At 59.5% G+C, this 23210-nt stretch carries 23 protein-coding genes, 1 tRNA gene and 1 pseudogene; 6 read left to right on the top strand and 19 right to left on the bottom strand.

The window, feature by feature from the left end:
* The first annotated feature begins 1 nt into the window (after position 1).
* The 3 genes from QM467_RS01505 to QM467_RS01515 all read left to right on the top strand — a co-directional run bounded on the left by QM467_RS01505 (position 2) and on the right by QM467_RS01515 (position 2803).
* Positions 2 to 1597: a hypothetical protein gene (locus QM467_RS01505; RefSeq protein WP_283364510.1), complete on the top strand. Its 1596-nt coding sequence runs from the start codon at positions 2 to 4 to the stop codon at positions 1595 to 1597.
* 198 nt (positions 1598 to 1795) lie between these two features.
* On the top strand, positions 1796 to 2107 hold the full coding sequence (locus QM467_RS01510; protein ID WP_283364511.1) for a hypothetical protein: 312 nt from the start codon (positions 1796 to 1798) through the stop codon (positions 2105 to 2107).
* A gap of 30 nt (positions 2108 to 2137) precedes the next feature.
* Entirely contained in the window at positions 2138 to 2803 is a 666-nt protein-coding gene (locus QM467_RS01515; RefSeq protein WP_283364512.1) for a DUF932 domain-containing protein, read from the top strand.
* 36 nt (positions 2804 to 2839) lie between these two features.
* On the opposite strand, the gene QM467_RS01520 is transcribed toward QM467_RS01515, so the two are convergent.
* From QM467_RS01520 to QM467_RS19855, 4 genes and pseudogenes are all read right to left on the bottom strand, one after another.
* On the bottom strand, positions 2840 to 3001 hold the full coding sequence (locus tag QM467_RS01520) for a hypothetical protein (protein WP_283364513.1): 162 nt from the start codon (positions 2999 to 3001) through the stop codon (positions 2840 to 2842).
* Positions 3002 to 3066: 65 nt separating this feature from the next.
* Entirely contained in the window at positions 3067 to 5085 is a 2019-nt protein-coding gene (locus tag QM467_RS01525) for a DUF7017 domain-containing protein (protein WP_283364514.1), read from the bottom strand.
* Positions 5082 to 7475, bottom strand: coding sequence for an ATP-dependent DNA helicase (locus QM467_RS01530; protein WP_283364515.1), 2394 nt, complete (start codon positions 7473 to 7475; stop codon positions 5082 to 5084). Before QM467_RS01530 ends, QM467_RS01525 begins: the two co-directional genes overlap by 4 nt.
* Before the next feature lie 6 nt (positions 7476 to 7481).
* Positions 7482 to 7640: pseudogene (locus tag QM467_RS19855) on the bottom strand (hypothetical protein); the annotation flags it as partial.
* On the opposite strand from QM467_RS19855, the gene QM467_RS01535 reads away from it, so the two are divergent.
* Positions 7608 to 7745, top strand: coding sequence for a hypothetical protein (locus QM467_RS01535; RefSeq protein ID WP_283364516.1), 138 nt, complete (start codon positions 7608 to 7610; stop codon positions 7743 to 7745). The pseudogene QM467_RS19855 and the gene QM467_RS01535 overlap by 33 nt on opposite strands.
* A gap of 371 nt (positions 7746 to 8116) precedes the next feature.
* Here QM467_RS01535 and QM467_RS01540 read toward each other — a convergent pair whose 3' ends face one another.
* From QM467_RS01540 to QM467_RS01570, 7 genes are all read right to left on the bottom strand, one after another.
* Positions 8117 to 8389, bottom strand: coding sequence for a hypothetical protein (locus QM467_RS01540; RefSeq protein ID WP_283364517.1), 273 nt, complete (start codon positions 8387 to 8389; stop codon positions 8117 to 8119).
* A 133-nt stretch (positions 8390 to 8522) separates the two neighbouring features.
* Positions 8523 to 9149, bottom strand: coding sequence for a terminase small subunit (locus tag QM467_RS01545; RefSeq protein ID WP_283364518.1), 627 nt, complete (start codon positions 9147 to 9149; stop codon positions 8523 to 8525).
* Between the two features lie 131 nt (positions 9150 to 9280).
* Positions 9281 to 13093, bottom strand: coding sequence for a DUF7146 domain-containing protein (locus QM467_RS01550; RefSeq protein WP_283364519.1), 3813 nt, complete (start codon positions 13091 to 13093; stop codon positions 9281 to 9283).
* Positions 13094 to 13123: 30 nt separating this feature from the next.
* The gene (locus QM467_RS01555; protein ID WP_283364520.1) at positions 13124 to 13348 is read right to left on the bottom strand and encodes a hypothetical protein; all 225 of its coding nucleotides are present in this window, start codon (positions 13346 to 13348) and stop codon (positions 13124 to 13126) included.
* A gap of 111 nt (positions 13349 to 13459) precedes the next feature.
* Positions 13460 to 14395, bottom strand: a complete 936-nt coding sequence (locus tag QM467_RS01560; RefSeq protein ID WP_283364521.1) for a hypothetical protein — start codon at positions 14393 to 14395, stop codon at positions 13460 to 13462.
* Entirely contained in the window at positions 14392 to 14559 is a 168-nt protein-coding gene (locus QM467_RS01565; protein WP_283364522.1) for a hypothetical protein, read from the bottom strand. The genes QM467_RS01560 and QM467_RS01565 overlap by 4 nt, the downstream gene beginning before the upstream one ends.
* A complete protein-coding gene (locus QM467_RS01570; RefSeq protein ID WP_283364523.1) occupies positions 14556 to 15902 on the bottom strand; it encodes a tyrosine-type recombinase/integrase in 1347 nt (448 codons plus the stop codon). Before QM467_RS01570 ends, QM467_RS01565 begins: the two co-directional genes overlap by 4 nt.
* A 25-nt stretch (positions 15903 to 15927) precedes the next feature.
* Between QM467_RS01570 and QM467_RS01575 the strand changes: the two genes are divergently transcribed.
* Positions 15928 to 16069 (top strand) — tRNA-Val (locus QM467_RS01575).
* 547 nt (positions 16070 to 16616) lie between these two features.
* Here the strand turns inward: QM467_RS01575 and QM467_RS01580 are convergent.
* From QM467_RS01580 to QM467_RS01600, 5 genes are all read right to left on the bottom strand, one after another.
* Positions 16617 to 16853, bottom strand: coding sequence for a (2Fe-2S)-binding protein (locus QM467_RS01580; protein ID WP_283364524.1), 237 nt, complete (start codon positions 16851 to 16853; stop codon positions 16617 to 16619).
* Positions 16850 to 17503, bottom strand: coding sequence for an SOS response-associated peptidase (locus tag QM467_RS01585; protein WP_283364525.1), 654 nt, complete (start codon positions 17501 to 17503; stop codon positions 16850 to 16852). The genes QM467_RS01580 and QM467_RS01585 overlap by 4 nt, the downstream gene beginning before the upstream one ends.
* Positions 17504 to 17594: 91 nt before the next feature.
* Positions 17595 to 18164, bottom strand: coding sequence for a L,D-transpeptidase (locus QM467_RS01590; protein WP_283364526.1), 570 nt, complete (start codon positions 18162 to 18164; stop codon positions 17595 to 17597).
* Between the two features lie 375 nt (positions 18165 to 18539).
* Entirely contained in the window at positions 18540 to 18821 is a 282-nt protein-coding gene (locus tag QM467_RS01595) for a hypothetical protein (protein ID WP_283364527.1), read from the bottom strand.
* Positions 18822 to 18848: 27 nt separating this feature from the next.
* Positions 18849 to 18983 (bottom strand): hypothetical protein, encoded by a 135-nt coding sequence (locus QM467_RS01600; RefSeq protein WP_283364528.1) that lies wholly within the window; start codon positions 18981 to 18983, stop codon positions 18849 to 18851.
* Positions 18984 to 19308: 325 nt separating this feature from the next.
* Between QM467_RS01600 and QM467_RS01605 the strand changes: the two genes are divergently transcribed.
* The gene (locus QM467_RS01605; protein ID WP_283364529.1) at positions 19309 to 19869 is read left to right on the top strand and encodes a thioredoxin family protein; all 561 of its coding nucleotides are present in this window, start codon (positions 19309 to 19311) and stop codon (positions 19867 to 19869) included.
* Positions 19870 to 20324: 455 nt separating this feature from the next.
* Here the strand turns inward: QM467_RS01605 and QM467_RS01610 are convergent, their stop codons facing one another.
* The 3 genes from QM467_RS01610 to QM467_RS01620 are packed head-to-tail and all read right to left on the bottom strand — an operon-like array spanning position 20325 to position 23047.
* Positions 20325 to 21356, bottom strand: coding sequence for a DUF1254 domain-containing protein (locus tag QM467_RS01610; protein WP_283364530.1), 1032 nt, complete (start codon positions 21354 to 21356; stop codon positions 20325 to 20327).
* A 16-nt stretch (positions 21357 to 21372) separates the two neighbouring features.
* Complete coding sequence (locus QM467_RS01615) at positions 21373 to 22809, bottom strand: DUF1254 domain-containing protein (RefSeq protein ID WP_283364531.1); 1437 nt, start codon at positions 22807 to 22809, stop codon at positions 21373 to 21375.
* A gap of 31 nt (positions 22810 to 22840) precedes the next feature.
* Entirely contained in the window at positions 22841 to 23047 is a 207-nt protein-coding gene (locus QM467_RS01620; RefSeq protein ID WP_283364532.1) for a hypothetical protein, read from the bottom strand.
* Between the last annotated feature and the right edge of the window lie 163 nt (positions 23048 to 23210).

Consider the following 23210-nt stretch of genomic DNA (forward strand, 5'->3'; position numbering starts at 1 on the left):
CTTGACCACCTTCAGGGAGGCGCTGGCGCCGTTTGCCGTCCGCATGGCGCGCGAGCATCAGGTACTCCACATTGCTGCTGACTTGCCTGCGTTTGATGGCGCCATCGAGATAGCGCGGCACGAAATCCTGAAATGGGCGCAAAAGCGAAGTGGCGGTCAACTTCCTGCGGATGCAATGGCCGGTCGAAACTTCGATTTGCTCGCGGCGGGGCGCAACAGCAGCGCAGTCGAAGTCGAATTGCCGGAAATCCACGCCTGGGCTTTTCGTCAGGAAGACCCGGACAAGACCATAGCGGGGCGAATCTGGACTTCGGAAGCCATATTGTGGCGCACGCCGGACCGGTCGCCGCGATTCGCCGCCCGCCTCATCGTTGGAAGCACCGAGGCTGAGTTGGACGTCACCCCGGCGGTGCCAGGGTATATCCGGCAACTTTTGTCCAGAATTCAGCTTACAAGCGGCGGCCATCCCCTGACTTCGCAGCCGTGGTTCATCGGCAATGCGGAGGCGCAGGACGCCTTCCTCGATCTTCTGGCCGACCCGGCGCGCCGCTTGCCCGTCGTCGTATTCTCGGCGACCGACCGGGCCGATCCGAAATTCGCAATCGATCTTGACCGATTGGCGGAGGGCCTGTGCGGGCTCGCGTATGTAGTGGCGATCCTTCCTGAAACGTCTTGGGCTCTCACCGAGCGTTTCGGCAAGTTTCTATCGGTTTTCGATCGTGGCGTGCGCACCTACATGCCCGGTTTCGACGAGGATGCGGACCCCTATGTCCACCCCCTATGGCTTGGCGCGCGGCTCGCGACCGCAGAAGACGCCTTCTTCGTTGAGCGCCAGATCAGGATGCGGGTTGCACAATTCAGCACGCGTGCGATTCGGATGGGCGACGATATTCTGCCGTTTGCTCAACTCCGCAGCATTAGCCGTAAGGCCGAGCATGATAGGCTCGCCAACAGCGGCGCGAGCGATGCGGAACAACTTTTGGCTGCGAAGGCGCGGATCGCCGCGCTCGAAAAGGAGCGGGACGAGGCGAACGAGATGCAGGACTATGCGCTCGAGGAAGAGCGCAAGGCCCAAACTCGCGCCGAGGAGGCGGAAAGCCGCGAGCGAAACGCCACTGCTCAGATTCAGAATCTCCTCCAACAATTGTCGGACACTGGCGTCGACCGGGAACAGTCACCTCAACTTCCGAGGACCTGGGCGGACTTTGAAGAGTGGTGCGATCGGGCTCTTGTGGGTCGCGTGACTTTGACGAGTGCAGCACGGCGCGGATGCAAAAAGGCTTTGTTCGACGATGTGGAGCAAGCGGCCCGTTGTCTGCTTTGGTTGGCGACGACCTGCCGCGATCGCTGGCTAATGGGTGGCGGGTCATTGCGCGATGAAACGGTTGAGGAGGGTATCCGCAATTCCCCGTGCGGCAGTGATGAATTTTTCTTCCATTGGCAAGCGCGCCGACTGAACGCGGAATGGCATATCAAGACCGGCGGCAATACGCGCGCACCCGAGAGCTGTTTGCGCATCTACTATGGGTGGGATGACCAAGCACAGCAGATTATCGTCGCAGACATGCCGGCGCATCGACGAACGGGCGCAAGCTGAATGTTGGAGCGCCAACCGTACCAATCCAGTTGCCGCACGCGGCGCGAAGTTGGCGCATATTCGCCAGAATGTCTCGCAGGGGGTCTTTGTGCTTCCGTTTCACGAACGCAATTCTGCGAATTGTTTACTTTAAGGCGACCGCTTTTGTAATCCGTTACGGTATCGGCGCGAATGCCAGAAAATGATTGAGAGCATCAGATGTCAGCTTTGAACCTTTTGCCCGACCAGCCCTCATGGCGCTCGCGCGTCGTCAGCTATTACTCCGGCGACTGGAACGCGATCCTCAGCGTCATACCGACATTTGAACTTGAACCGTTTCGGGACGGACCTGACGAGCCGCAGAACCCATTCTTGCAAACTGTCGTGAGAAAGCCTCGGTCGCCGGTTGAGCGGCGAATGCCGATCGGCGTGGTATCAACGAGCTACGCGCTTGCACGCCACGACGAAGTGGCGATGCTCTGTCCTGGCGCACTCAAGAGCGCAGGCGTGAACGTCGAAGAATTGCGCTAAGAAATCGGGCTCTCTGAGCTTGGCGAGTGGATGAACTTGCGCATCTATTTTCCAGATCGTGACGCCATCACAGACCGATATGGCCGGAAGCTCGGGTTGCGTCTGGAGTGCTTCAATTCGGTGGACGGTTCATCGCGTCTCGTCGTGCTGTTCGGCTGGCTCAGGTTCGTGTGCAGCAACGGACTGGTGATCGGAGAAACCAAGGTCGAAATCAGGGAACGCCACGGCCAGAGCCTGGATTTGTCCGAAATTTCCGACCGGATACATTCAGCAATTACAGCGGTTAAGGCTGACCGCGAGAGAATGAAAAATTGGCAGGAGCAGCCTGTCGCCATTAGCGACGTCGCCGATTGGGTGAACAAACACCTTTCGGCGCGATGGGGCAAGAAAGCTGCCGCGCGAGTTTACCACATTTGCGACGCCGGCAAGGATGTCGAATTGACCGAGCCGTTTGCCAAAAGCGAGGCGACCGAGAAACCAGTGAAGTTCCTCGATCCGGTGCCCGGTCAGCCGGTGAAAGCTCAAACGAAATACGACGTGGTTCAGGCTATGTCATTCGTGGCGAGCAGGCGCAACAATGCCGAAGAGCGGACCGAATGGCAGGCTTCGATCTCATTGCTCGCTGATGCGCTTCGAGTATGCAAGACGCGCCCGCGCATCCCCGCAATTGACGAGCGCGCTCCCACACTGTTCTGACCGGGACGCGCGGCAAACATCGACGTCCGATCGAGATCAAAGTTGATCGGTCGATCCTGCGATGCGCAATATGCTTCCTTGAATTTGCTGGGTAACCAACTCCAGCGGGTTCTCGCGCTCACCAGCGAGCGTCAATTTGTCGTTGAACATACCAAGATGGCGCGCAACCTTTTCCAGCGCAGCCATTTGATCGTGCAATTCGACCTCGATACCATTCAGGATTACCCCGGGCGAAGAAGGCCTCCGCTGCCCGCTGAGTTTCTTCAGGTCGAGCCCTTACACGAATTGGCGACAGAGCGGGCCTCCACCGCCTTCATGCCCCATTTGCCGCCCTTCTTGTCGTAGCTGAGGATTGCGGTTCCCTCGACCAAATCTCCCGAAGCAATGCCAGCAGCCGCGACGAGATGCTGCGGTATGAAGATGTCGTCCTGTGTGAAGCCAAATCCCCTGTTGCTGACCTCCGTCGACTCAAGAAACGTGCGGCAGATGGTCGGCGACGGGCTTTGCTCCGAAGTTGTCATCGACAGGATGTGCGTGCGCTCGCCACTTCGGCCGTGAGATCTGGCCATACGGACAGCGACGGCAACCCCGACCTTCGGATCGCCCGGATAGGCCGAGATCGGGCAAACGCCGTCTACGCCTCGCGCGACAATCACATGGATCAACGACCTTTCCCAATTGACGTGGTCGATCACCCCGATCCGTTCGGGAACGGCGTCCATAGCGCTCCCGTCCGGACGTGGCCTGACGCGGTGGATCGTCGTCCGCCATGGCTCGGCCCTGGACGTCTCATATTGCACGAGCAAAGGGGTTCCTGCGGCCAATCCTCGGACATCGGCGTGCGTGTCCGGCAGATTCAGTTCGAGGGCCGTCGAGTGCTCTCGAACATAGATGCGGCGCCGCCGCCTCGGCTTCTGCCCGTCCTTGCCGTCTACCGTGAAGATATCGCCCAGCGAGGCGTCCGTCCAGGGCAGATGCGAAAACAGCAGCGCATCGGCCTCTTCGGTGAAGCGGGCGTAGAAATCCCGATCCGTCGACTTGGGGCTCGCGGCGGCGAACCAAGCGCTTTCCGACATCGCCTTTGCGTCGCGCGGAATGCGATAGCCCGAATGCGCCCGGTGCGAGAGAACGCGCTCGACCTCGAAGCGCGCCTCGGCAGGATGCTGATCGGCGACGAGCGCGGCGAGTTTCAGGCGCACCTTTCCGACGAAATCGTCGTCCTGGGAACAAATCAGCGCCTTCGCAAAACAGGAAAGCTGCAAAGCGGCATCGCCGGGCGACAAATCCGCGATCAAATCCCACACCCAGTATTCGGTCGCCTTCTCCCGTGCAAATTCGATCGCGAGCGCGCGCGCCTCGCCGGTTTTGCGCAAACCCCGAAGCAGTTTGACAAGATGGAGTTTCAGCCAGATGTGCTCGGGGAAGCGCTTCAGCGCGGCTTCGACATGGGGCAGGATGAAGCGAAGATCGTCCGGGCGATCGCCTTCGATCGCTTCGGCGGCCGCCGCCTGAAGGGCGCGTTCGGCGAGCGAGACATAGGTCTTTCCGTCGCTGCCCGTCTGGCTGGCGAAATCCTCCTCGGTGAGACGGTCCGGATTCCACAGGCGCAGGAAGGGCAGCGCCTTGAGATGATTTCCCTTGGTCAGACGGAGGGCCAGGGTCAGCATCACGCTGTGCAGATTGACTGACGCCGGCTTCGCCTGGAAGATGCCCCGACCCGAGGTCGGGTTGCGCGGCTCTGGCTCCATCGAGCACCGAGTTAGATAAGTGTTCAGGCAGCGTTTCACGCGTTGAACGATGGCGGGCGGGATTTCGTCGCCATCGGTTTTGCTCAGTTCGGCCTTGCGCAGGTCTTCCCTAGCGATGTGGTAAAGGTCCCACCCCCAGGACTTGCAGTCTTCGGGGCGCAATGCGCCTTGCGTGTGAAGTCTGGCGTAAATGTCCGCAGCCTCTTCATGCCGCTTCTGCTTACTCAGGGCTTGCGCCTTCATCGCTTCGCGCCGGTCGGCCCGTCCCAGCGCCAGGGCTCTTTCCTTGCCGCTGGCTAAAATGTCGTTTTCGGCCGGCGGCTCGAACGCCTCGAGACGGCGCAGCCATTCCGCCAACGCCGTCTGGTTGCCCTCGGCTGCGCAACGTTTGACGAGGTCGATGAGGCACCAGCCATGGGCGGCGCGGTCCCAGTCGTCGGCCTCCGGCGCGGCAATCAGGTCGAGCGAAGCCGCGTAGGCCTCGTTGAGGCTTCCGGCCCTCCGCATTGCCGTCACTTCCTTCGACGTGATCAAGGGCTGACCTCCGCCAGCACCGCCCGTACATCGTTTTGCAACGCCACCAGCGTCGGCCCCGGATTGGGCGCCGGGTTGACGGGCCTGAAATTAGTGATCTGATCGCGGCCATTATAAAAGATATTGACGTCCACGGTGTCCGAACCGCGCGCAAGCCTGTAGCGCAGCGCGAAGTCCTGCTCCCTGAGTTCCGCCACGCTGACACTGCGACGGGCCAGCGCCGCCACCAGGCGAACATGGTATTTCCTCAGGAAGGGAAGCCTCGGCTCGGATACGGCGCCCGCCCGGGGGGGCAAGCCGGTCGGCCTTAGCCCGACGATCGGGACGATCCGCTCGACCACGCTCTCGGCGAACGCGGATGGGCGTGGGCTGGAGACGCACGAAACCTTCCAGTCCCCCTTGTAGGTGATGTCGATCCGGGCGGTCTCCGCATCGCGTTTGACAAAATAAGCCTCACGATAGGGATAATGGGCGATGTCCTCGATCTCGACGCCGGTTCCGGACAGGCGCGCGCCAATTTCGGATTCAAGCCATTGACGGCACATCGCTTGCGGCGAAAGCGTCGCCAGCGCCTCGGCCTCCTTTACGGGCGCAGGCGCAGGCGCGGGGTTTTGCGCGACTTGCGCCGCCGTTTCGTCCGGCGTTACCCAGTCGCCTGCGGGGTCGGACGGAGGCTTGGTCTTGATGTCGGGCGGATCGACCAGGTAAAGCTTGGCGCTGGTTCGAGTCATGGCAGTATAGAGCCAGCGGAAATAGTCCGCCGAGCGCGGGTTCCGGTTGGTCGCGCAACTAGCGATGACGTGGCTCCATTCGCCGCCCTGCGCCTTGTGGCAGGTGACGGCATAGCCGAACCGCAGCCTGAGCGCGGTGAAATAAGGATCGGACCGCATGGCGAGCCGGAACTCATCACGGTCCCTCTTGCGATCGATGTGCTTATGGCGCCGCACAAAATCGACATAGAGGGCGCGCTGCTGGAGAGGATCGAGGCCCGCGCCGTCGCCGTGCAGGACGTCATCGAGGATTTTCGTCGAAAGCATGAGATCTTCGCCGTCTGGTTGGGGCATGGCGACGATCACGTCGCGAAACCGCATGACGACATTGACGATTTCAACGACCTTGGTGTCGCCGAGCTTCTGTTTCAGTTGGACCGAGCGGCTCTCCACCACGGGTTCGACGGATTCGATACGAAGAATCTCGCCATTGGCGATGTAATGCGTCGCGCAAAAGCCGTTCGCGATGACAATCACCGTATCGCCGGCGGCCACATAATTGCGTCCCGGAAACAGCCGGGCGCGAATGGCGCGGCTGAACTCGGCCGCCTCCGCATTCGAGTGGGTGACGATGATCGGTGCCTGAGGACCGCGCCCCTCGCGGATCCTCATGTAGAGATCGGTCACGCGGTCCCTATCCAGGCGGATCACGTCGTCGTCATAGGTGAAGGCGAGGCTGCTGAAGCTGCCCGCCGCCAGGCATTCGCGCAGAGGCATGACGTTTCGCAGCACCGCGCTACCGGCTTTCTGGCGGACGATTTCCGTCAATTCGTAGCTCGCCGAGACAAGGCCGAAAGTCTGGAGCAGATAGTCGCCATCGAGCGCCGGGGAATAGGGCATGTTCACCGGAGGCAACTGCGCTGGATCGCCGATAAAGATGATCTTGCGGGCATTGCCCGAATGGGCTGATCCGACATAGGCGATCAGGTCTTGCAGAAGAAACCCGCTGCCCGAGCGGAAAAACTCGCTCTCCGCCTCGATGTTGGAGATCAGCGACGCCTCGTCGACGATGTAGACCGCGTTGATTGGATGGTCATTTTGAGCGACCTTGGCGATCATCTTGAATGTCGAGGCTTCATCGGCTTCATCATCGGCATGCTCGGTCATGTCGCTGTAAGTGTAGATGAGGCTGTGGAGCGTACGGGCGGGTTGTCCGGTCTTCGACCCAATGGCCTTGGCCGCGCGGCCCGTGGGCGCGGCCAGCGAGAAATCCCGCCCTTGGGTGAGCAGGTATTCGGTCAATCCGGCGGCGAGAAAGGTCTTGCCCGTCCCGGCATAGCCCTTGAGCAGGAAAATCCGGCCCCTGTCGTCGGCGAGAAACGCCTCAAGGGCCTCGATGCACCGCTCCTGGTCCTCCGTGAGGTCCGCCTCGAAGGCTTCGCGCAGCCTAATCCGTGTACGTGGTGAGCAGACGCTGGGCTCCGTCGCGGTGACATCGTCCTGAATGCGCACGTTGCGCAGGTTCGGAGAACGCGAGACCGTCGCAACTGTCCCGGCATCTGCGATCGTCCACGCGACGTCCGGCCGCATGCGGCGGCAAAACCAGGATGCGAGCGACCATGCGTCCTCGATCAGGTTTTCGGCCTGCGCGGCTGAAACTGAGCCGTTGTGCGCGGCCACGTTTCCCAACTTGCGTATTGTATGAAACTTGGCCAGGAGTTGCGCATCAAGACGTGCTTCGCGCCGAAGTATTCCTAACCTGTCGTATAGCTTGTCCTGCGCGTCCAGCATCAAACCCATGTGCTGGAGAAGGTGATCGACCATGATCTCGACGAAACCACGCAATCGGACCGCAGCGAAGGTGGGAAGGATTGCTGCGCTCCGTTCGGCCTCGACGGCAAGCGCGTACAAATCCGGCCAAAAGGATTGCAAAAAATTAAATCGTTCTGATTGTTGTGCAATTCCGACAGCGCTCATTTCAATCTAGTTCCGTCTGCAGCTATCTTTCTCAGCGCGCCCCGCACCTAAGCGGCTAACACCTTGAAATTTTTTGAAAAAAGCAACTTCATTTGGAAGTCTGCGTCGCGTTGCAGGACTACGAGGAACGTTGAAGGCGGCTCTCATCTGGCGGTCAACGAACGACCGATTTGAAGGCCGTAAAGTAGACGCGTGACAGTCCGTTGTCTATCAGCGGGGCGATATGAGGCGGCCACAGGCGATGCCTGAAAGTTATTCCTCGAACCGGGGGCCCTTAAACGATGAGCGATCCGAAGTTACCTTTGACCTGAGGATTCGAGGCACAACGGGAGCAGCAATTCTCCTCAACCGCCGGCGCGGGCCACAATGGCTTCATGTACGATGACCGGTCCGGGCGCCAGCGTCACTTCCCGCCTAATTTGCGCCAGTGGGTCCCAGTTCGCAGCTCTAATTTCCGGGGTAATGAAATGATCGCAAATATCTGACGCGCTCAGAAGCAATTTGTCTTTATTCTCCAAATCTGCGCTCCCAATCGGACCAGCATGGCGATGGACAGGTTTATGATTCCATCCTTTAACTGCTCCGAGCATCGCCGTCGCCAAGAAAAAGTATGGCATCAATTATGCCAAACAATCGCCTTCTGTGGCTTTTCGTAAATCCCGCTCTGACCAGAGCGGCTAGGCTGGTGGCCAACTGGTTTGCGCGCCCAATAGCCCCTCGCGATGGCCAGACTGCCGAGTCCGATCGAGATCAAAGTTGATCGGTCGATCCGACGACGCGTAATGTGCTCCCTTGAACTTGCTGGATAAGCAATTGCAGCGGGTTTTCCGGTTCGCCCTTCAATGTCAGCTTATCATTGAACATGCCAAGGTGGCGTGCAACCTTTTCCAGCGCCGCCAATTGATCATGAAACTCGACTTCGACGCCATATTTCGTCTGCTTTACACGAGCCAATAATGCGCGAGCTTGGGGGCTGATGGTGTCCAGGTCGACGATTACAACCTGCGACTTTCCTTTGCCGCAGCAGTGACGACAGTCCGGGTTCGGCGCATCGCGATAAGGGGCGTCTTGCCAGCAATTTGGGCAAGGAACGGCAGCGACGCTGACGATTTCGCGCGGGTCGGCGGTTGCAATGTCCCAAAGGCGCCGCAGGACGTCTTCCGCTCGAATGTTCAAGTGCTGAGCCCGAGATTGCATTTCACGTTCGATTTCGGCGGCAACCTGAGCGTTTCTGAGCAACCTGGCGGCGTTGACCTCCGCGGAATTGCCTTGAGCGGCATAGCCGGCGCGCCGATAGGCGGCGGCGGCGTTGAGGTCCCTCAAATAATGCCGGACGAACTCCTGCTGCTTCCGGGGCAATGTATTTTTTGGCGGCATCGTTGCGACTCCGTATTCTTCTGTAGAAGGCTGGAAAATTATACACAAAAATATGTAACTACGATACCAGTTTAAATGTTATATATCTTATATAAGAGGTATTATTTCGATATATATTGATAGCCTGAGGTTTATGTGGCGATCTTGCCTGCAGCTTTATCTTGTACCGTCTCTTCAATTGGGGGGCGCGGCTGAGTGCCCGACATCTCGTCGGGCTCATATAGAGAACGAAAATCCTCGAACGTCGCGTCGCTGGTCGAGACGATCGGTAACGGACGGGTAGCCGATGCCGTCGCCGGGCCATTGGGCTGAATGAGCCGAACGAACTTTTCGTCGTCGATCTCAACAATTTCGACCGGTCCGGCAGCCCTGACTTTTGCCTCGCCGCGCTGAAAAGCCTTCTTGCATGCATCGACCGCCCTTCGGTCGGCGTTGTCGATGCCGCGCTGACGCTTAAACTCAGCCCGCACGATTTCGCGATTTACGGCAAACATTTCTGTCAGGTTCGATCCGGTGGCGCGGATGACCTGGCCCTTTTGACCCAGCGCTTCACACAGCGCCATCAGATAGGTCTCGGCGTCGTGAGAATGCTTTTTGGGCTTTTCGGGGCGGTCGTGGCTACAGGATTCGGGACCAATCATCTCGAACTCGGCAAGCGGTCCGATCGAGGTCTCCAGTGCCGAGCGGGGATCAGTGACGATGCGTGGGTCATAAATGGCCAATTGCTCGCGCTCGCCCACCCCCCACCTTCGGAATCTCACAAGGGGACACAACGACCGAACATCGCGACATTTACCTATAGAAGCTTCCTTATAGGCATTTGTCGCATTGAAAGGGTTGGTGTCCCCCATTTCGCTGAGGGCGCGCTCGATAGCCCGTTGCGCCGCTGCACTCGTCCCCCAAAGGCTCGGATAAGCTTCCGCCGCGCTGCGGCCGCTTCTGAAAGCGAAGTCGCCCTCCGCCAACATGAGATCCAAAGGACCGACCTTCATGGCGTCGTCGGGCAGAAATTCATCAACGGGCAACGGTAGCGGGACGTCTGTCAAAACGACAACATCCAGGGGCGTCGCTTCCGTGCGATTCACGCCACGCCCGCGGCCGATGGCCTGGACGATTTCGCCAACGCAAATCCGCTCGCGGAAACTTTCGCAAAAGGCGTCGGGATGCAGGTCGGCAGAGGAAAGCGTGCACGTGATGCCGGAGTCCTCACGGTGGTAACGAAAGGCGTCGCCCTTTTTGTACCAACTGTCAGCCGGCCCGACGTCGAACTTGCCGATGTTTCGGCCCTTACCAAGTTCCTGAACGGCCCGGCCGGTAAGCGCGCTGGCCATCCATTCGACATCGGCGGGATTCGGCTGCGGCCGGCCGACGATCACGATGAGCCTAACGTCTTTCCAATTGTCTCTCCCGGCAACTGCGCCGAACCATGCAACCTCGATATGGTCCGGGAAGTCCATCGCCTGAATGACAGCTTTGTTACCGACGACGAGGGTTTTTCCGCCCGTTTCTCGATCCAGTCGGAGAATCAGGGCGCGAAGCCTCCGGCGATTCCCCGCACGCGTTTTTTTACTCTCGTCGTTTCCGCGCAGGTTCGGGGACAAATGACTGAGGGAGTAGCTCTTGCCTGTCGCTTGCCTGACCCGTTGGAAAGGCGCGGCGATGCGAATGTGGCCCATATCTTGGACCAAGGGCCAAAACGGATTAATCAATTCGGGATCGTGCAAGGCGTCGATCAATAATGTTGGCGCGTCCCAGTCGGCATGTATTTCCGAACGCCCGGTGACAGATAGAAGCCTCACGCCTCGTTTATCTCGCTCGATTTTCAATCGCCCTGATACTTCTGGGCCGTCGTCGGCGAGAAGTTCAACGATCGCACCCCAGATAGCGGCCATCGGGCGGACGCTGCGATTTCCTTCGCGTTCACGCCATTTAGGAACTTGCCGCTTTTTGATCTTGCGTTGCCATTCGAGCTGCTTCGCCCGCTTCGCGAGGTTGGACCTGATGTTGAAGTCGGGTGCATTGGTAACCGCTGCACGCCGCACATAGCCGTCGGGCTCGTCAAAGAGAGCCTGGGCCAGCAGATGACGGGCGTACATAAGATCGAGGCGGTCATTTTCCTTCTTGGGCAACGGCAAGTAATTGTCTATGGCGTCAAGCGGGATTTCCAATGGTGGTTGGAGGCCAGCCTGAAAAGGTCCTTCGTCGACGACAATGGCCACGATGCCCCGATCTCGGATGGGCGTGGGCGCGCTGTTGAACAGGAGATTGTGGGCGCCGATCCAAATATCGACGTTGATGACGCCCTTCTGGAGCCGATATTGGCAGCCATCGAAGAACTGGCACGCTTTTTTGCAACAAACCTCTGTGCCCAACTCAGCGAGAATCTCGATCGCCTCGTTCACCGTCTCGTGAGCCTGGCACATTCGTTCGTCGGAGTCGGGGCGCACTCGCGCAGCGCGACCGCGCCAGACCATCGAGACCAAATTCGAGCCGGCAGCCTTGAGTTTTTCTTCCACTCGCCGCTCAATATCGGCTGCCAAGGAATGTCCTGGCGTCAAAATCACGACAACGCGGTTGTCGCCAACTTTGCGGAGATCGATCAGAAGGCGAATGGCGTCATCGATGGCGGCTTCGGTCTTGCCGCCGCCGACTTCGAGCCCGATGGCGTGAACACGCGTCAAAATGGCGCGGAGGCTGACGGACTCCCTTTCATTCGGCCAATTTCTTGCTGTCTGGAAGAAAACGCCTACCAACTCTCTGACGCGAAGGCGCGCTTCGTCCAGGCGGAGATATTCCGGAATCGGCTGCGCCATATCGGAGGCGGCAAGCGCGATCCGTTCTCGGACCGCATCGAGCCCGCGCTCCTGGGTCAAATCATTGAAGTCGCTTTTGTCTCCCCGACGGATCGGATGCGGCCAAGCCTCGCGCACATCGAAGCCGTTGGCGCGCAGACTGCGAACAGCTTTATTTGCCGTTTTCGCTGCTGATGAGCCGAATTTGTCGTCGTCACGGCAAATGATGACCTTGCGCCCAGCCTGAGCCAAGTCGGCCGCACGGCCCATTCCGCCGAGAAGCACGATGGTCTCGAAGCCAGTTGCCGCCCAAACGCTCAGGCCGGTTTCCAGCCCCTCGCAAATGCAGAGCGGGCCGGTGGTTTCGCCAGGCAAGCGCACTGCGCCAGAGCCGATCGGACCCAGCGACTTTTTGGCCCCGCCCTTGCCGAGCCAGCGGATGTTGTCCTTCGTTCCATCTCGCGTGACGGCGATCTTCTGGATTGCGACGACTTGTCCGGTGTCGTCCATTACGGCGCAAACGATCGCGCGCTCTCTAACGCTCCAGCGGATCGATGCAGGAAAACGATCGACGCCGATTTTGCGTGTATCGCGGAGATATTTCTCGCCGAGCGTGCCCTCGATCCGACCAGATTCGTTCCAGATTTTTTGCGCATGAGCACGGCTTCGCGCTGCCGCGGCGGCCTCTTGGGCCGCTTCCTGGGCCTCTTTCTGGGCACGCGCGCGGTCTTGCTTTTCTTGTCTGGAGGTTTCCTCTGCGCGGGGCTCGTATTCGCCAGAAAACCCTACCCAGCCGGCGGCCCATTCGACAGCCTCGGAAAAGCTGAGGCCCAGTTGACGCATGATAAACTTGAAGAGGTCGCCTCCTTCGCCGGCCTCGAAATCGTAATAGCAGCCTCGGTAGCGACCTGAGAGCTTCAGCACAAAGGAGCCGTGGCACCCCCAACGAATCTCGCCGTTGCGGGCGCCTCCGGTCGGCTTGTCGCCTCGAAAATGCATTATGAGATCTGCAGCGCGAAAATTCAGCGCCTCGCGAACACTCGCAATGCGATATTTCCGGCGCCCGCGCCGATCAGATTCGTGCTGGCGGGACGACGACTTCCGGCCTTTGACAGAGCCGTTCTTATCGTCGTCCGAGGAATCGGCGGACATGGCCGACTTCTCTTGACGCGAGAAGCGCCGCTATATGTCCGAGGTCGATTTGCGCGCCGCGCCGATCTTCGCGAGCGCCCACTTATCCAGTGCTTCGCGCGTATACAAGACGATGCGGCCGGCCTTGTGAAATTCAGGGCTGTCGCCGGTAACGGCGCCTTTCGCAAGCGTGCGCGCGGCGCCGAAACCGTATTTTTCGGTGAGATAGGCGCCGGCTTGCTTGCGGCGCAGGAAGCGTGGCGACGGGGTGACCAAGTCGGCGAGCGGCTGAAAGGGAACAGCGTTCGGGGTCGGAGCAGGCACGGAAGAACCTCCAGAATGTTGGAGGTTTCCAATTATTCCGGGTCGTTCAGGAACTGAGGGATGTTAACTGGCCGATTTTGGCGGCGCTTCAACCTCCGGAGGCAATCCGAGGCGTCTGTGGCTGCGAATTGCTAAATATTTGAATACCTTGTTCAGCCGAACTTCCCTCGTGAGAGTTTTGTATTCACGTCCCTCGTTTCGCGCTTTCTCCGCCTTCGCTTGTTCGCGGAAGGCGTTTTTCCCCAATCGGCTATTTTTGTAAGCGCGCCAGGCGGCGCTCGCCGCCGCCGCCATGGTTTCGTCGGCCGCTTCATTGTCCCGCCCGATGTGCCGGCGATATTCCTCCGGGAATCGGTCCTGCAACTCATGGAGCAGCTTAACAGCCGGCGACGGGCCCTTATTCGTGCCGCGCTTATTGACTGTGTAAGGCAGTCGATAAGATTGAAGCGCTATCATCAGGCGCACAACCATCTTGGCCCATACAACCGGCCCCTTTTTGCTCGAGGTCACGTCAATGTTCTTAAGGTCGTTGACAAAGTCTCGTGCGGCCAACCTGATTTCGTCTGGTGTGGTCACAAAATTCGCAGCGCTGGTCTCATCAGACGTTGATGTTTCGTCAAATAGATAATTTTCTAGGAAGACATCTCGCGCAGCTTTTTGTGCCGCATTGTGTGGAAGCTTGGCCAAAGATTTCGGGGGGAATGAAGACCCCGCTATTTTTTCGATATAGGCGATCGCCTCATCAGCGTAGGGCTTGTGTTTGCTGCAATCAAAGAACCACAAATAGTCGTCGACAATGTTTTCGATCTCAGAGCGCAAAGCGTCAGGCAGCTCATTGCCATAGGCGCACTCTATATCCTCCCAATCCGCACTTGATGGCTGGAAGATCGGCGCATCCTCTGGTTCCTGATAAAAATTCGAGCGCGGCTTGCGGCCCTCGCGGGTCAGTTTGACCCAGCTATCCACACCGCCGAAGTTTGGCGGACTTATCTTTTTCATTCGGCGCCGCCCGATTTCTTGATCGGGACGACCTCACCGCCTTTGTTTCGCTGCATCGCCGCAGCGATAGCCGCTCCGGCCATGTCGACCGGGCGGGGCAATGGGTCGGCGTCATCCATCCGCCAATAGCGGTGCGCCAGCACGGCTTGGCTAACCTCAATCACAAGCCGCGTCCACGGGATTGTGCCGCGTGAAAATCAACAATATCAGCCCGGCGCTCGTCCAATGCGTGCGCAATTCGCTTGGAAACCCGATCAGCGGCTGCAATTAATGCCTCATCGGCGCGGCGGACATAGTGCCTCTCTGTCACGCCTCGCTTAGCATGGCCTAGCAATTCACCAATTGTCGCGTCGCCATAGCCCTCGTCGGCGGCGACGCTGCCGAACGTGCGTCGCAAATCATGCGCGCGGGCGTCAGACAGGCCCGCAGCGTTGAACAAAGCGGCAATTGCCTTTTTCATGTCGGCGCTGTTGTCGCCGCGCTGGTTTGGGAACAGCCAGGCGCTATCATTCTTTGATAGGCCTGCTAGCAAATCGAATGCCGATTTGCCTATTGGCCGCATAGACCGGCCCGTCTTGGTTTGCTCAAGGCGCAGACAGAAGGATGCTCGGTCGATTTCGCACCACTTGAGCCCGCACGCCTCCTCACGGCGCATGCCTGTTAGGGCAATTAGCCGCAGGGCTGCTACGGCAGCAGGATATTGTGCTTCCCGCTCACGTAACACTTGCCCGAGCTTTGCAAGCTCATCGGCCGATAAAACCCGATCTTTGGCGTCGCCTTTTATCTTCTGGACGCCATGAGCTGGGTTGATGCCAGTAGCCAAGCCTCGGCGCTCTGCCCACGTCCATATACCGCCAAGCAACTCAACCACGCGGGCCGCCGTGCCCGTTCCGCCTGTAATGACGGCCTTGCCGCGGGCCTTCGTCTTGAAGGTGCCAGCGGTCTTTCCAACAGAAATGTCGTCGACCATCCGTTGAACGGCCGCCCTGTTCAATTTATCGATAACGGTCGAACCGATCAGCGGCTTGATGTGGCGCGAGATACGCCCTTCGTCGATGGCAACAGTTGAAGCCTTCTTCGGCTTGTTGAACCGCGTCGTAACAAGTCCTTCCCGAGCAGCTTCAAGATACCTGTCGCAGAGCTGGGAAATGGTTAGGGCTGTGCGAGCAGCGACGCGTTCAGCAGCCGGGTCCGCGCCTTCCGCCGCTTGAGCTAACAGTTTTCGAGCTTTCTCTCGCGCCTCATCCGGAGTGACGACGCCCATTTTAGCGAAGGTGTGCCTTCTGTCCTTCCGTGGGCCGTGCAGGATGAAATACGAGGCTTTGCCTGACGACTGCATCCGCAGACCGTAATAGCCCAATTCGGTGTCGAACACTGATAGGTCACCGCTTTCCGGGGGCTTGAGCCCGTCGATGAAGCGTTTTGTAAGTTTGGCGTGAAGGGTTGCCATATCGAATGCGGTCTCGCTTTCGGCAGTGCAGCGGCAGTAGCCGGCGTGAATCACCATCTCACTTGAGAATGCTCAGGTAAAGGGGGAAGGTCTAGAAATGCCCGCAGCACAGGGTATTTTTGGTCTGGCGACGATATTTCGGCAGTCAGGATAGAGCCAGAAAACATAAAACCCCTACGTTGACATCGTAGGGGTCACAGGTTCGATCCCTGTCGCGCCCACCATTTCGAAAGCCCTGAGATTGCTAGAAAAACTAGCCCTCAGGGCTTTCGCTTTTCTGGCGCCAGATTTCGCCGGGGAAGCATGGGGGAAGCAGTTGGCGGGAATTCGGGGAAGCGTCGGGTAAATTCGCAAAGGCGTCGAGCACCGCATTTCGGACGGAATTGATCTCGTGATGCCCGACCGCCCCTACAACCCCATGACGATTGAGAACGCCGTCGAGCTCGGGCTGACTGGCGTGATCTTGTATTGCCGGAAATGTCATCGCGAGCGCACGGTCAGCTTTGATGTCCTGGCGTTGCTGCAAGAGACGCCGGTGCTGGCGATCGCCCCCGCTCGGCGGTTTGTCTGCTCAGGCTGCGGAGGGCGCTCCGTGGCGTCGCCGCCAGATTGGACGGCTTATAAGGCGCCAGCCGCTGGCGGCATGTCGCGCAGATGAAAACGCCGGCCACGGGCGCCTTCGCATTCGGAAGCTGGTCCTAACCCACGTTCGCCGCCAGCCTCGATCGGAGCGGTTACGGCGCGCCAACGCTCCGCTTCCGCCCAGCAAAATCATTCGGTGGCGAAGACGAGTCTCGGCCCGCGTAGGCCGGAAGAGGGAGAGCCCTCGACCTTGGCCGAGCATTCGCGGTCGCACATGGCGTGAATGTTTTTGATGCAGCGGCCGCATTGGGGCAGGCAGCCTTTGCTGCGGAAGACGTCGCGCGCCCGGTCAGCGCGGCGGCCGCAGGGCTTGACGCTGGCCTTTACGTCCCGGTCGGTGATCATATTGCAGGAGCAAAGGATCATGGCGCGTCCGTCCTCTCGCCCTTCGACACCACCTTGAGCAGGCCATTCGCCAGCGGCCTTTGTAGTTCCATTGCCACTGGCGTCGGGGCGTTAAGCCAGACGTCGACCTCACCTTCGTCGGCCAGGATCACCGGCATGGCCTTCGGATGGGTCGGAGCGACCTCCGCATTCGCCTCTGTGGTCAAGAACGCGAATAGGTCGCAAGTGACCTCGCCTTCCTTGGCTTTGCGAACCGAAGTCCAGGTCGTCCAAATGCCAGCGAAGCAGGCTAACGGCCGATCCTCGCCGAGGGCGAACCAGATCGGCGATTTCTTGCCATCCTGGCCGGTCTCGTATTCCGAAAATGACGTGAACGGCACGATGCAGCGGTTTGCCGGGCCGAGCCAGCGGCGCCAATGCGGCGAAGCTGTGTTGCGGACATTCGTGATGCCTGGATCGGTCGTGCGGCCCTTGAGGGCGAAGGCTGGCGACGGCATGCCCCAGCGCGCAGTCGTGAGTTCCCGCTCGCCCTCGAATATCCTGACGATCGGCGCGGGATAGTCGGGAAAGACTCCCGGCATGGGCGGCAGATTGCCCGTTAGGTCCTTGGTGACGCGGAACAGCGCCCGCATGGCGTGCTGGGTCCGGGTCAGGGAATAGAGGTTGCACATGGCCTTGCTATGCGCGGCGTGGCGCGGACTAGACGCCCTTATTCTGGAGGGCCTATCCTAAAATCATCTTAGGGGGTCGTGAACCGCGGCCTTAGTCGAGCACGACGACCTTGGTTCCCACTTTGACGCGATTATAGAGATCAACGACATCGCGGTTTGTCATGCGGATACAACCCGAGGACACCGCCGTGCCGATCGTGTCCTGCTCGTTCGATCCATGGATGCGATATTCGCTCGATCCGAGATAAAGCGCGCGAGCGCCAAGCGGATTGTCGACGCCACCGACCATATGGTGCGGAATGTCAGGTCTCCGTTTCATCATGGCGGTCGGCGGCGTCCAGTCAGGCCATTCGCGTTTACGTGTGACCGTTTTAACGCCCGACCACGTGAAGCCGGTTCGACCGACCCCGACGCCATATTCGATCGCCTGTCCGCGGCCGAGAACGTAATAAAGCCGGCGGTGGGTCGTCGAGACTACGACATCGCCCCTCTTGTACTGGGGATGGCGCCAGATCACGACCTGCGGCGGTATTGCTTCGGCGCCGATGACATTGAAAATCTCAGCAATTTTGTTGGCGGCCTGAGATGCGTTGGCCTCGACCGGCGACCCCAACATCATTCCCGTCAACGCCGTCGCCAAAATTCCCAACCGTAGCCGCATGCTGTCGCTCCCGCCTCTAACAGACGGCGAGCTATGTCCAACAGGAATGCGGCTGAATTCGGGTTTGGCCGGGCTTTCACCCGATGCAGGAACCTATTTGCATCGCACAACTAAACCGTTGGGTGCGTTGCCGAAATGTTGCTATTTTTGCACCATGCCAGCGAGAAAATAGAGTTGTCCACAGAGTCGCACAGGTTTCTATTCGTAATATGTTCTTGGTTTTTGATTGTGCGTCGCAAGTAAGGATCGGTCGCATTCGTCCATTAACGGCAAACAAAAAACGCCCGCCAGTGCATCCGTGGCGGGCGTCTCATTTTCCTCGGCCCTCGGGAAGATGCCGAATTAATCTCAGGATGGGCGCGGTCGATGAAGATTTCAAGGCCGGCAGTCGCCATTGCCGCCCGGAAGGTGAATCGGCTGCTCGTTCGCTTCCACACGGCAGAAATACTCGGCTACGGCGTCGCCATCTGCGATTCCGTCGTCTGCAGGATCGTGTTCACGCTCGTCGATATCCTCTTGGTCTAAGTTTTCCTCCAGATCGGCGTCGCCGTCGATCTCGTCCAGGAGCAGGATCAGCGCCTCGATGGCATCCTCGATCAGCACCTGCACCGCGGGCGTGAATTCGAGGATATGGGTGAAGCCGTCAGACTTGCGCATCGCCTTTGCTTTTCATCGCTTCATCGATCAGACGAGAAAGGAGTCGATCAGCGCAGCAATTTCGCACTCGTCGAGGGTAAGCATTTCGATATGCTCTTTGATATAGACGGTCTTGGCCCGCGCATCGGCCATGGCTTTGACCGGATGAGCGAAGACCTTCATCATCGCGTCGTATTCCGCCCGCGTCAGATCGCGGTTATTACCATCGTCTTGTTCGATGGCGGCGACCGTTTCGCGGTGGCGCGCAATTGCATCGGCCAGAGATGGCGTCGCGACAGCAGCAGTCGGGCGGCAGTGGCCGGAAGAAATTCGGAGAAACGTCGGGTGAATTTGCGGTCGTTTGGTCGACAGGGTTGCATCCGACCTGCAAAGGGGTAACCTTTTCTCGAGACATTTGGCCGCTTGCCGCTTGGGGGCAAGATTCCGGAGATCAGCGGTGTCGGCTGGCGGTTTTCGCCACCAAAAACCTTAAAATGGGGAGGTTGTCATGGCGGCCAGTCCCTCCAATATCGTCTTTGACCTCCTTGCGCCGGATTTTAATCTGCCCGGCGTCGATGGCCGCACTTATCGTTTTGCCGACGTGGCCGGCGAAAAGGGCGCGGTCATTGTCTTCATCTGCAATCATTGCCCCTATGTGCTCGCCGTCATTGATCGTCTTGCGGCCGACGCGCGGACGATGATGGTCGAGGGAATTGGGTTCGCGGCTATTTGCTCCAATGACGCCGCGGCCTATCCCGACGATTCCTTCCCCAAAATGCAATTGTTCGCCAAGCAGCACAAATTGCCCTTCCCTTATCTTCACGACGAAACGCAGGACATCGCGCGGGCCTATGGGGCTGTCTGCACTCCGGATTTTTTTGGCTATGGCGCCGACGGCAAGCTGAAATATCGGGGCCGTCTTGACGAGGGGCGCACGAGTCCGCCTCCGCCAGGAGCGCGGCGCGAACTGCTCGAAGCAATGCGCGCCGTAGCCACGGACAATAAAATTCCGCAGGAACAGATTCCCTCGATCGGCTGCTCGATCAAATGGAAACCGGGAGGCGCGTAACACGTGGATTGATTTGGACGAGATGAGATCGTGATCTTGAAGGCTGATCCAGTTCTGATCGGATTTGAGCACCTTAAATATGCGCATGACTCTCGGAATTGCTCATCTCCAGCCAATCGCTTCTTTGGCGGCTGGCGCTCAGATCGCCATCGTAAAAGCAGAAGTCATTCTGGAGCTAAACGCCCGCAGGGGGAAGAAGCGCGGCCGTGGGCCCTTTCACGCCGAATAGTTAAATGCCCTATCCGTCTTCCGCCGCCCCAGCGGGACCAGCGTCACGTTCATTTGTCGTCCGCGGACCGAGGTCGATATTCAGATTCAAGCTTTCCAAACTTCAAATCGTCTGAGCTGACCGGCCTGAGCTGATCTGAGTGAAACAGCAGCCCACGTCGCACGATGTCGCCATCGAGAGTCGCGTAGCGCATCGACATTCGGATCGCGCCGGTCCGTGCGCCGTCTTACCTCGCGACGGCGGCTGGGAAAGTCCAGGAGCCATTCAGGATTTCCTGATGGGGTCGATAGAGCCGGATCATGTAGTTCCAGCCGGCCGTGACCGGCAGGCAGTTGGGGATCTTGCCGTCGCAGTCGCCGAACTGAATGTTGACGCCGCCGTCGGCGCTCTTCTGCGCGGTGATGTTGTTGAGCGAATAGGCGTCGTAGGCATTCGGCGTGAAGAATCCTTCAGCGTTGTAAACTGTGACGGACCAGAAACCATCGACCGGCACGCTCGCCGGCACTTTCAGGCCATATACGACCTTGCCGTCATTCTTCTCGGGGACGACATTGAGATAAATGGCTTCCTTGTCGGGATTGCCGCCCCAGGCCGAGGCCGCTCCGAGCAGAAAGCGGACCGGATCAACCTCTGCGCGTGTGCCGAACATCCGGTTCTTGTCGGGCAGAGTATCGGCGAGAGCGATCAGCAGGTCGCGGACCTTCTTCTGACTGGCCTGATCCCAGGCCGGCGCCTCGAACTTGCCCGGCCCGCCCGGTTGCTCGACCTTGATCGCGTCCTGCACGGCATGGGCCTGCTCCATGTCCTGTTTGTTTGCTGGGTCGGCCAGCGTGCGGAACGCCACGGCGACATAGCGCGTGCCTATGGCGTCGCGCGTCAGAGTGTAGGCGCCTGGCCCGTGAGCAACCTGATGAGTGTACTGATCCTCGTCGAACACCTGCATCGAGATGAAGCGCTGGCCGGCATCGGGGATCGTGATCGTGACCGGCCCGGCGTCGAGGTCGAACACTGCTGAAGAGTAAAGGGTGTCGCGGTTGAGGCGGATGACGGTCTGCCTGTCGAGCGGCGCGGGCTCCCGAGTGTGGTCGAGCTTGCCGAAGCCGCCGTTCTTGACGATGCCGGCGAAATAAAGGTCCGACTCGGCACGTGCGAAATTCTCGACATTAACGGGCGTCGCCTTGGGCTGGGGATCCTGCGCCTCGGCGGACCAGCCCGTGGAAATGGCGGCGGCAGCCACCAGTGCGAACGTCTTTCTCATGTTCACTTCCTTTCTGTCAGGCGGTACGAACAAGCGGCGGTTGCTTCCAATGAGGGTCCAGCGCCTCGGGCTTGGGCCAGTAGAGGCGCAGCGTCGTCCAGAACGGTCCGGCGGGCGCCGGCAGCCAGTTCGCCTCGCGGTCCGACCCCGGGGATTCGTGCTGGAGATAGAGCGTCACCAGCCCGTCCGGATCGCGCTTCAGCGACGATAGCATCGGCGAGTTGATGAGGTAGCGGTTGATCGCGTTCGCCGACAGCAGGCTCTGCGGCAGCTCATATACGGTTAGCGACCAGAAGGCCTCGACCGGGAACGAATTCTTCGGATCGAACCGCAGCGTATAACGTCCGTCCTTGCCGTTCAGCGGCTTGCCAGCGGAATCGCTGTAGTAGAAGGGGTAGAGCGCTTCTTCCTTCGAATTGCCGTAGATTCCCAGCGCTGCCGAGGCCATGCGGATCACGTAATCGTTCTTCAGGAAGGTCCGCGTTCCGAAGCCCTCTGCCGCGGTGCGCTTGCCGGTGTCGAGGTCGCTGGCCTTGAAAGCGGCGAAGGCCTTCCAGGCATCCGCCATGCCGTCCTCAAGCGCCTTGCGCCGCTCGGGCGCGAGCTTGGCGACATCCAGAGCCTTGCCTGGTTCGACGCCGATGCGTGCGAAGCGCCAACGCAGGCCCCGCTCGGAGGCGTGCGTCGGGCAGAATTGCAAGATGAAGTTCAGGATTTGAAAGAACTCGACCGAGTTGCGCTGCTGCTCGGGCAAGAGAGGGCGGGGAAAGTCGATGACGGGCGCGGCGGCCGGCGCCGGCTTGCCCAGGAATTGCGAGAGCGGCTGCACCTTGTAGCCGGCCTGGATCGCCTTGACCTTCTCAAATTCGGCCGGCTCGAAGAGTTGGGTCCGGTAGAGCACGAAGGCGAAATCGGTTTCGCAGCGGATTACGCTCTTCACCCCCGGGGGCTTGAGCCCCTTCCAGCGCGGACCGGCCAGCAGGAAGCTGCCGGCCTCATTGCCGGTGGCGCGGCTGCCGACATAGGCGAAGTTGAAGGTGTACTGATCGATGAATTGCAGCGAGTAGTAGCGCCCAGCCTCCACGGACGGGACGGAGATCACCAGCGGCTCGGCACGCAGGTCGGCGCCAATATAGGAATAGGGCGTGTCCGAGTTCGGCGTCTGGATCGCCTTGTCTTCGGGTGTGTAGACGCGCGCCGTGTTGGCGATCGTGTTCCAGGGCGCCTTGAACTCGGGGCCGCCACGATCAACGAAGTAGGAATATTGGATTCGGTAATTGTCGACGAGCGGGAAGCCCCAGATCGTCGCCTCCTTTGCGATCGAGCGCAGCGTATCGACTTCGGCCGCCTCGGCGGCAGAAGGGCTCGCGGTCGATCCAAGCAAGGCTCCCGCACCAATATTCGCGACCGACGAGAGGAGGGCCCGTCTGTTGATGTCAATAGAGCTTGCCATGATGTTATCTCCCGGCGGAGGCTTGTACGGCTCAGAATCGGTTGACGGAGCTGAGGATCGGGATCTGCCGAAGGAACACGCGGCGGATCAGATGAACGGGCTTGGCCCTGATCGGTGAAGATCGCGGCGTCGCCTGCGAGATGGGCGTCGGCGAAAGCCGCATGATCGAGTTTGACACGCACGACGACCGGCGCAGCCATGACGGCACGGGGCGCGACGGCGTTTCCGGCGCGATCATGCCTTCATCGTGGCGCGCCCCATGTCTCCTCCGAAAGCCTCGACCCAGTTCACCGCTCCGGACGCCGTCTGGTCGCGCGGCAGTTGTCGAACGCCATTCGCCTTGGTTAAACTCGAGAACAACGAGACTGCGGCGCAACGGCAGCCACTATAAACGTCTCGAA

The sequence above is a fragment of the Rhodoblastus sp. 17X3 genome, assembly GCF_030056575.1.
GTDB lineage: Bacteria > Pseudomonadota > Alphaproteobacteria > Rhizobiales > Beijerinckiaceae > Rhodoblastus.

Coding starts and splice junctions, on each gene's coding strand:
- QM467_RS01570 (WP_283364523.1), bottom strand. CDS start 15,902: ATGGTGATTCACGCCGGCTACTGCCGCTGCACTGCCGAAAGCGAGACC.
- QM467_RS01615 (WP_283364531.1), bottom strand. CDS start 22,809: ATGGCAAGCTCTATTGACATCAACAGACGGGCCCTCCTCTCGTCGGTC.
- QM467_RS01560 (WP_283364521.1), bottom strand. CDS start 14,395: ATGAAAAAGATAAGTCCGCCAAACTTCGGCGGTGTGGATAGCTGGGTC.
- QM467_RS01600 (WP_283364528.1), bottom strand. CDS start 18,983: ATGAAGGTCTTCGCTCATCCGGTCAAAGCCATGGCCGATGCGCGGGCC.
- QM467_RS01550 (WP_283364519.1), bottom strand. CDS start 13,093: ATGTCCGCCGATTCCTCGGACGACGATAAGAACGGCTCTGTCAAAGGC.
- QM467_RS01610 (WP_283364530.1), bottom strand. CDS start 21,356: ATGAGAAAGACGTTCGCACTGGTGGCTGCCGCCGCCATTTCCACGGGC.
- QM467_RS01620 (WP_283364532.1), bottom strand. CDS start 23,047: ATGATCGCGCCGGAAACGCCGTCGCGCCCCGTGCCGTCATGGCTGCGC.
- QM467_RS01590 (WP_283364526.1), bottom strand. CDS start 18,164: ATGCGGCTACGGTTGGGAATTTTGGCGACGGCGTTGACGGGAATGATG.
- QM467_RS01545 (WP_283364518.1), bottom strand. CDS start 9,149: ATGCCGCCAAAAAATACATTGCCCCGGAAGCAGCAGGAGTTCGTCCGG.
- QM467_RS01580 (WP_283364524.1), bottom strand. CDS start 16,853: ATGATCCTTTGCTCCTGCAATATGATCACCGACCGGGACGTAAAGGCC.
- QM467_RS01585 (WP_283364525.1), bottom strand. CDS start 17,503: ATGTGCAACCTCTATTCCCTGACCCGGACCCAGCACGCCATGCGGGCG.
- QM467_RS01515 (WP_283364512.1), top strand. CDS start 2,138: ATGAACTTGCGCATCTATTTTCCAGATCGTGACGCCATCACAGACCGA.
- QM467_RS01540 (WP_283364517.1), bottom strand. CDS start 8,389: ATGCCATACTTTTTCTTGGCGACGGCGATGCTCGGAGCAGTTAAAGGA.
- QM467_RS01595 (WP_283364527.1), bottom strand. CDS start 18,821: ATGCGCAAGTCTGACGGCTTCACCCATATCCTCGAATTCACGCCCGCG.
- QM467_RS01605 (WP_283364529.1), top strand. CDS start 19,309: ATGGCGGCCAGTCCCTCCAATATCGTCTTTGACCTCCTTGCGCCGGAT.
- QM467_RS01510 (WP_283364511.1), top strand. CDS start 1,796: ATGTCAGCTTTGAACCTTTTGCCCGACCAGCCCTCATGGCGCTCGCGC.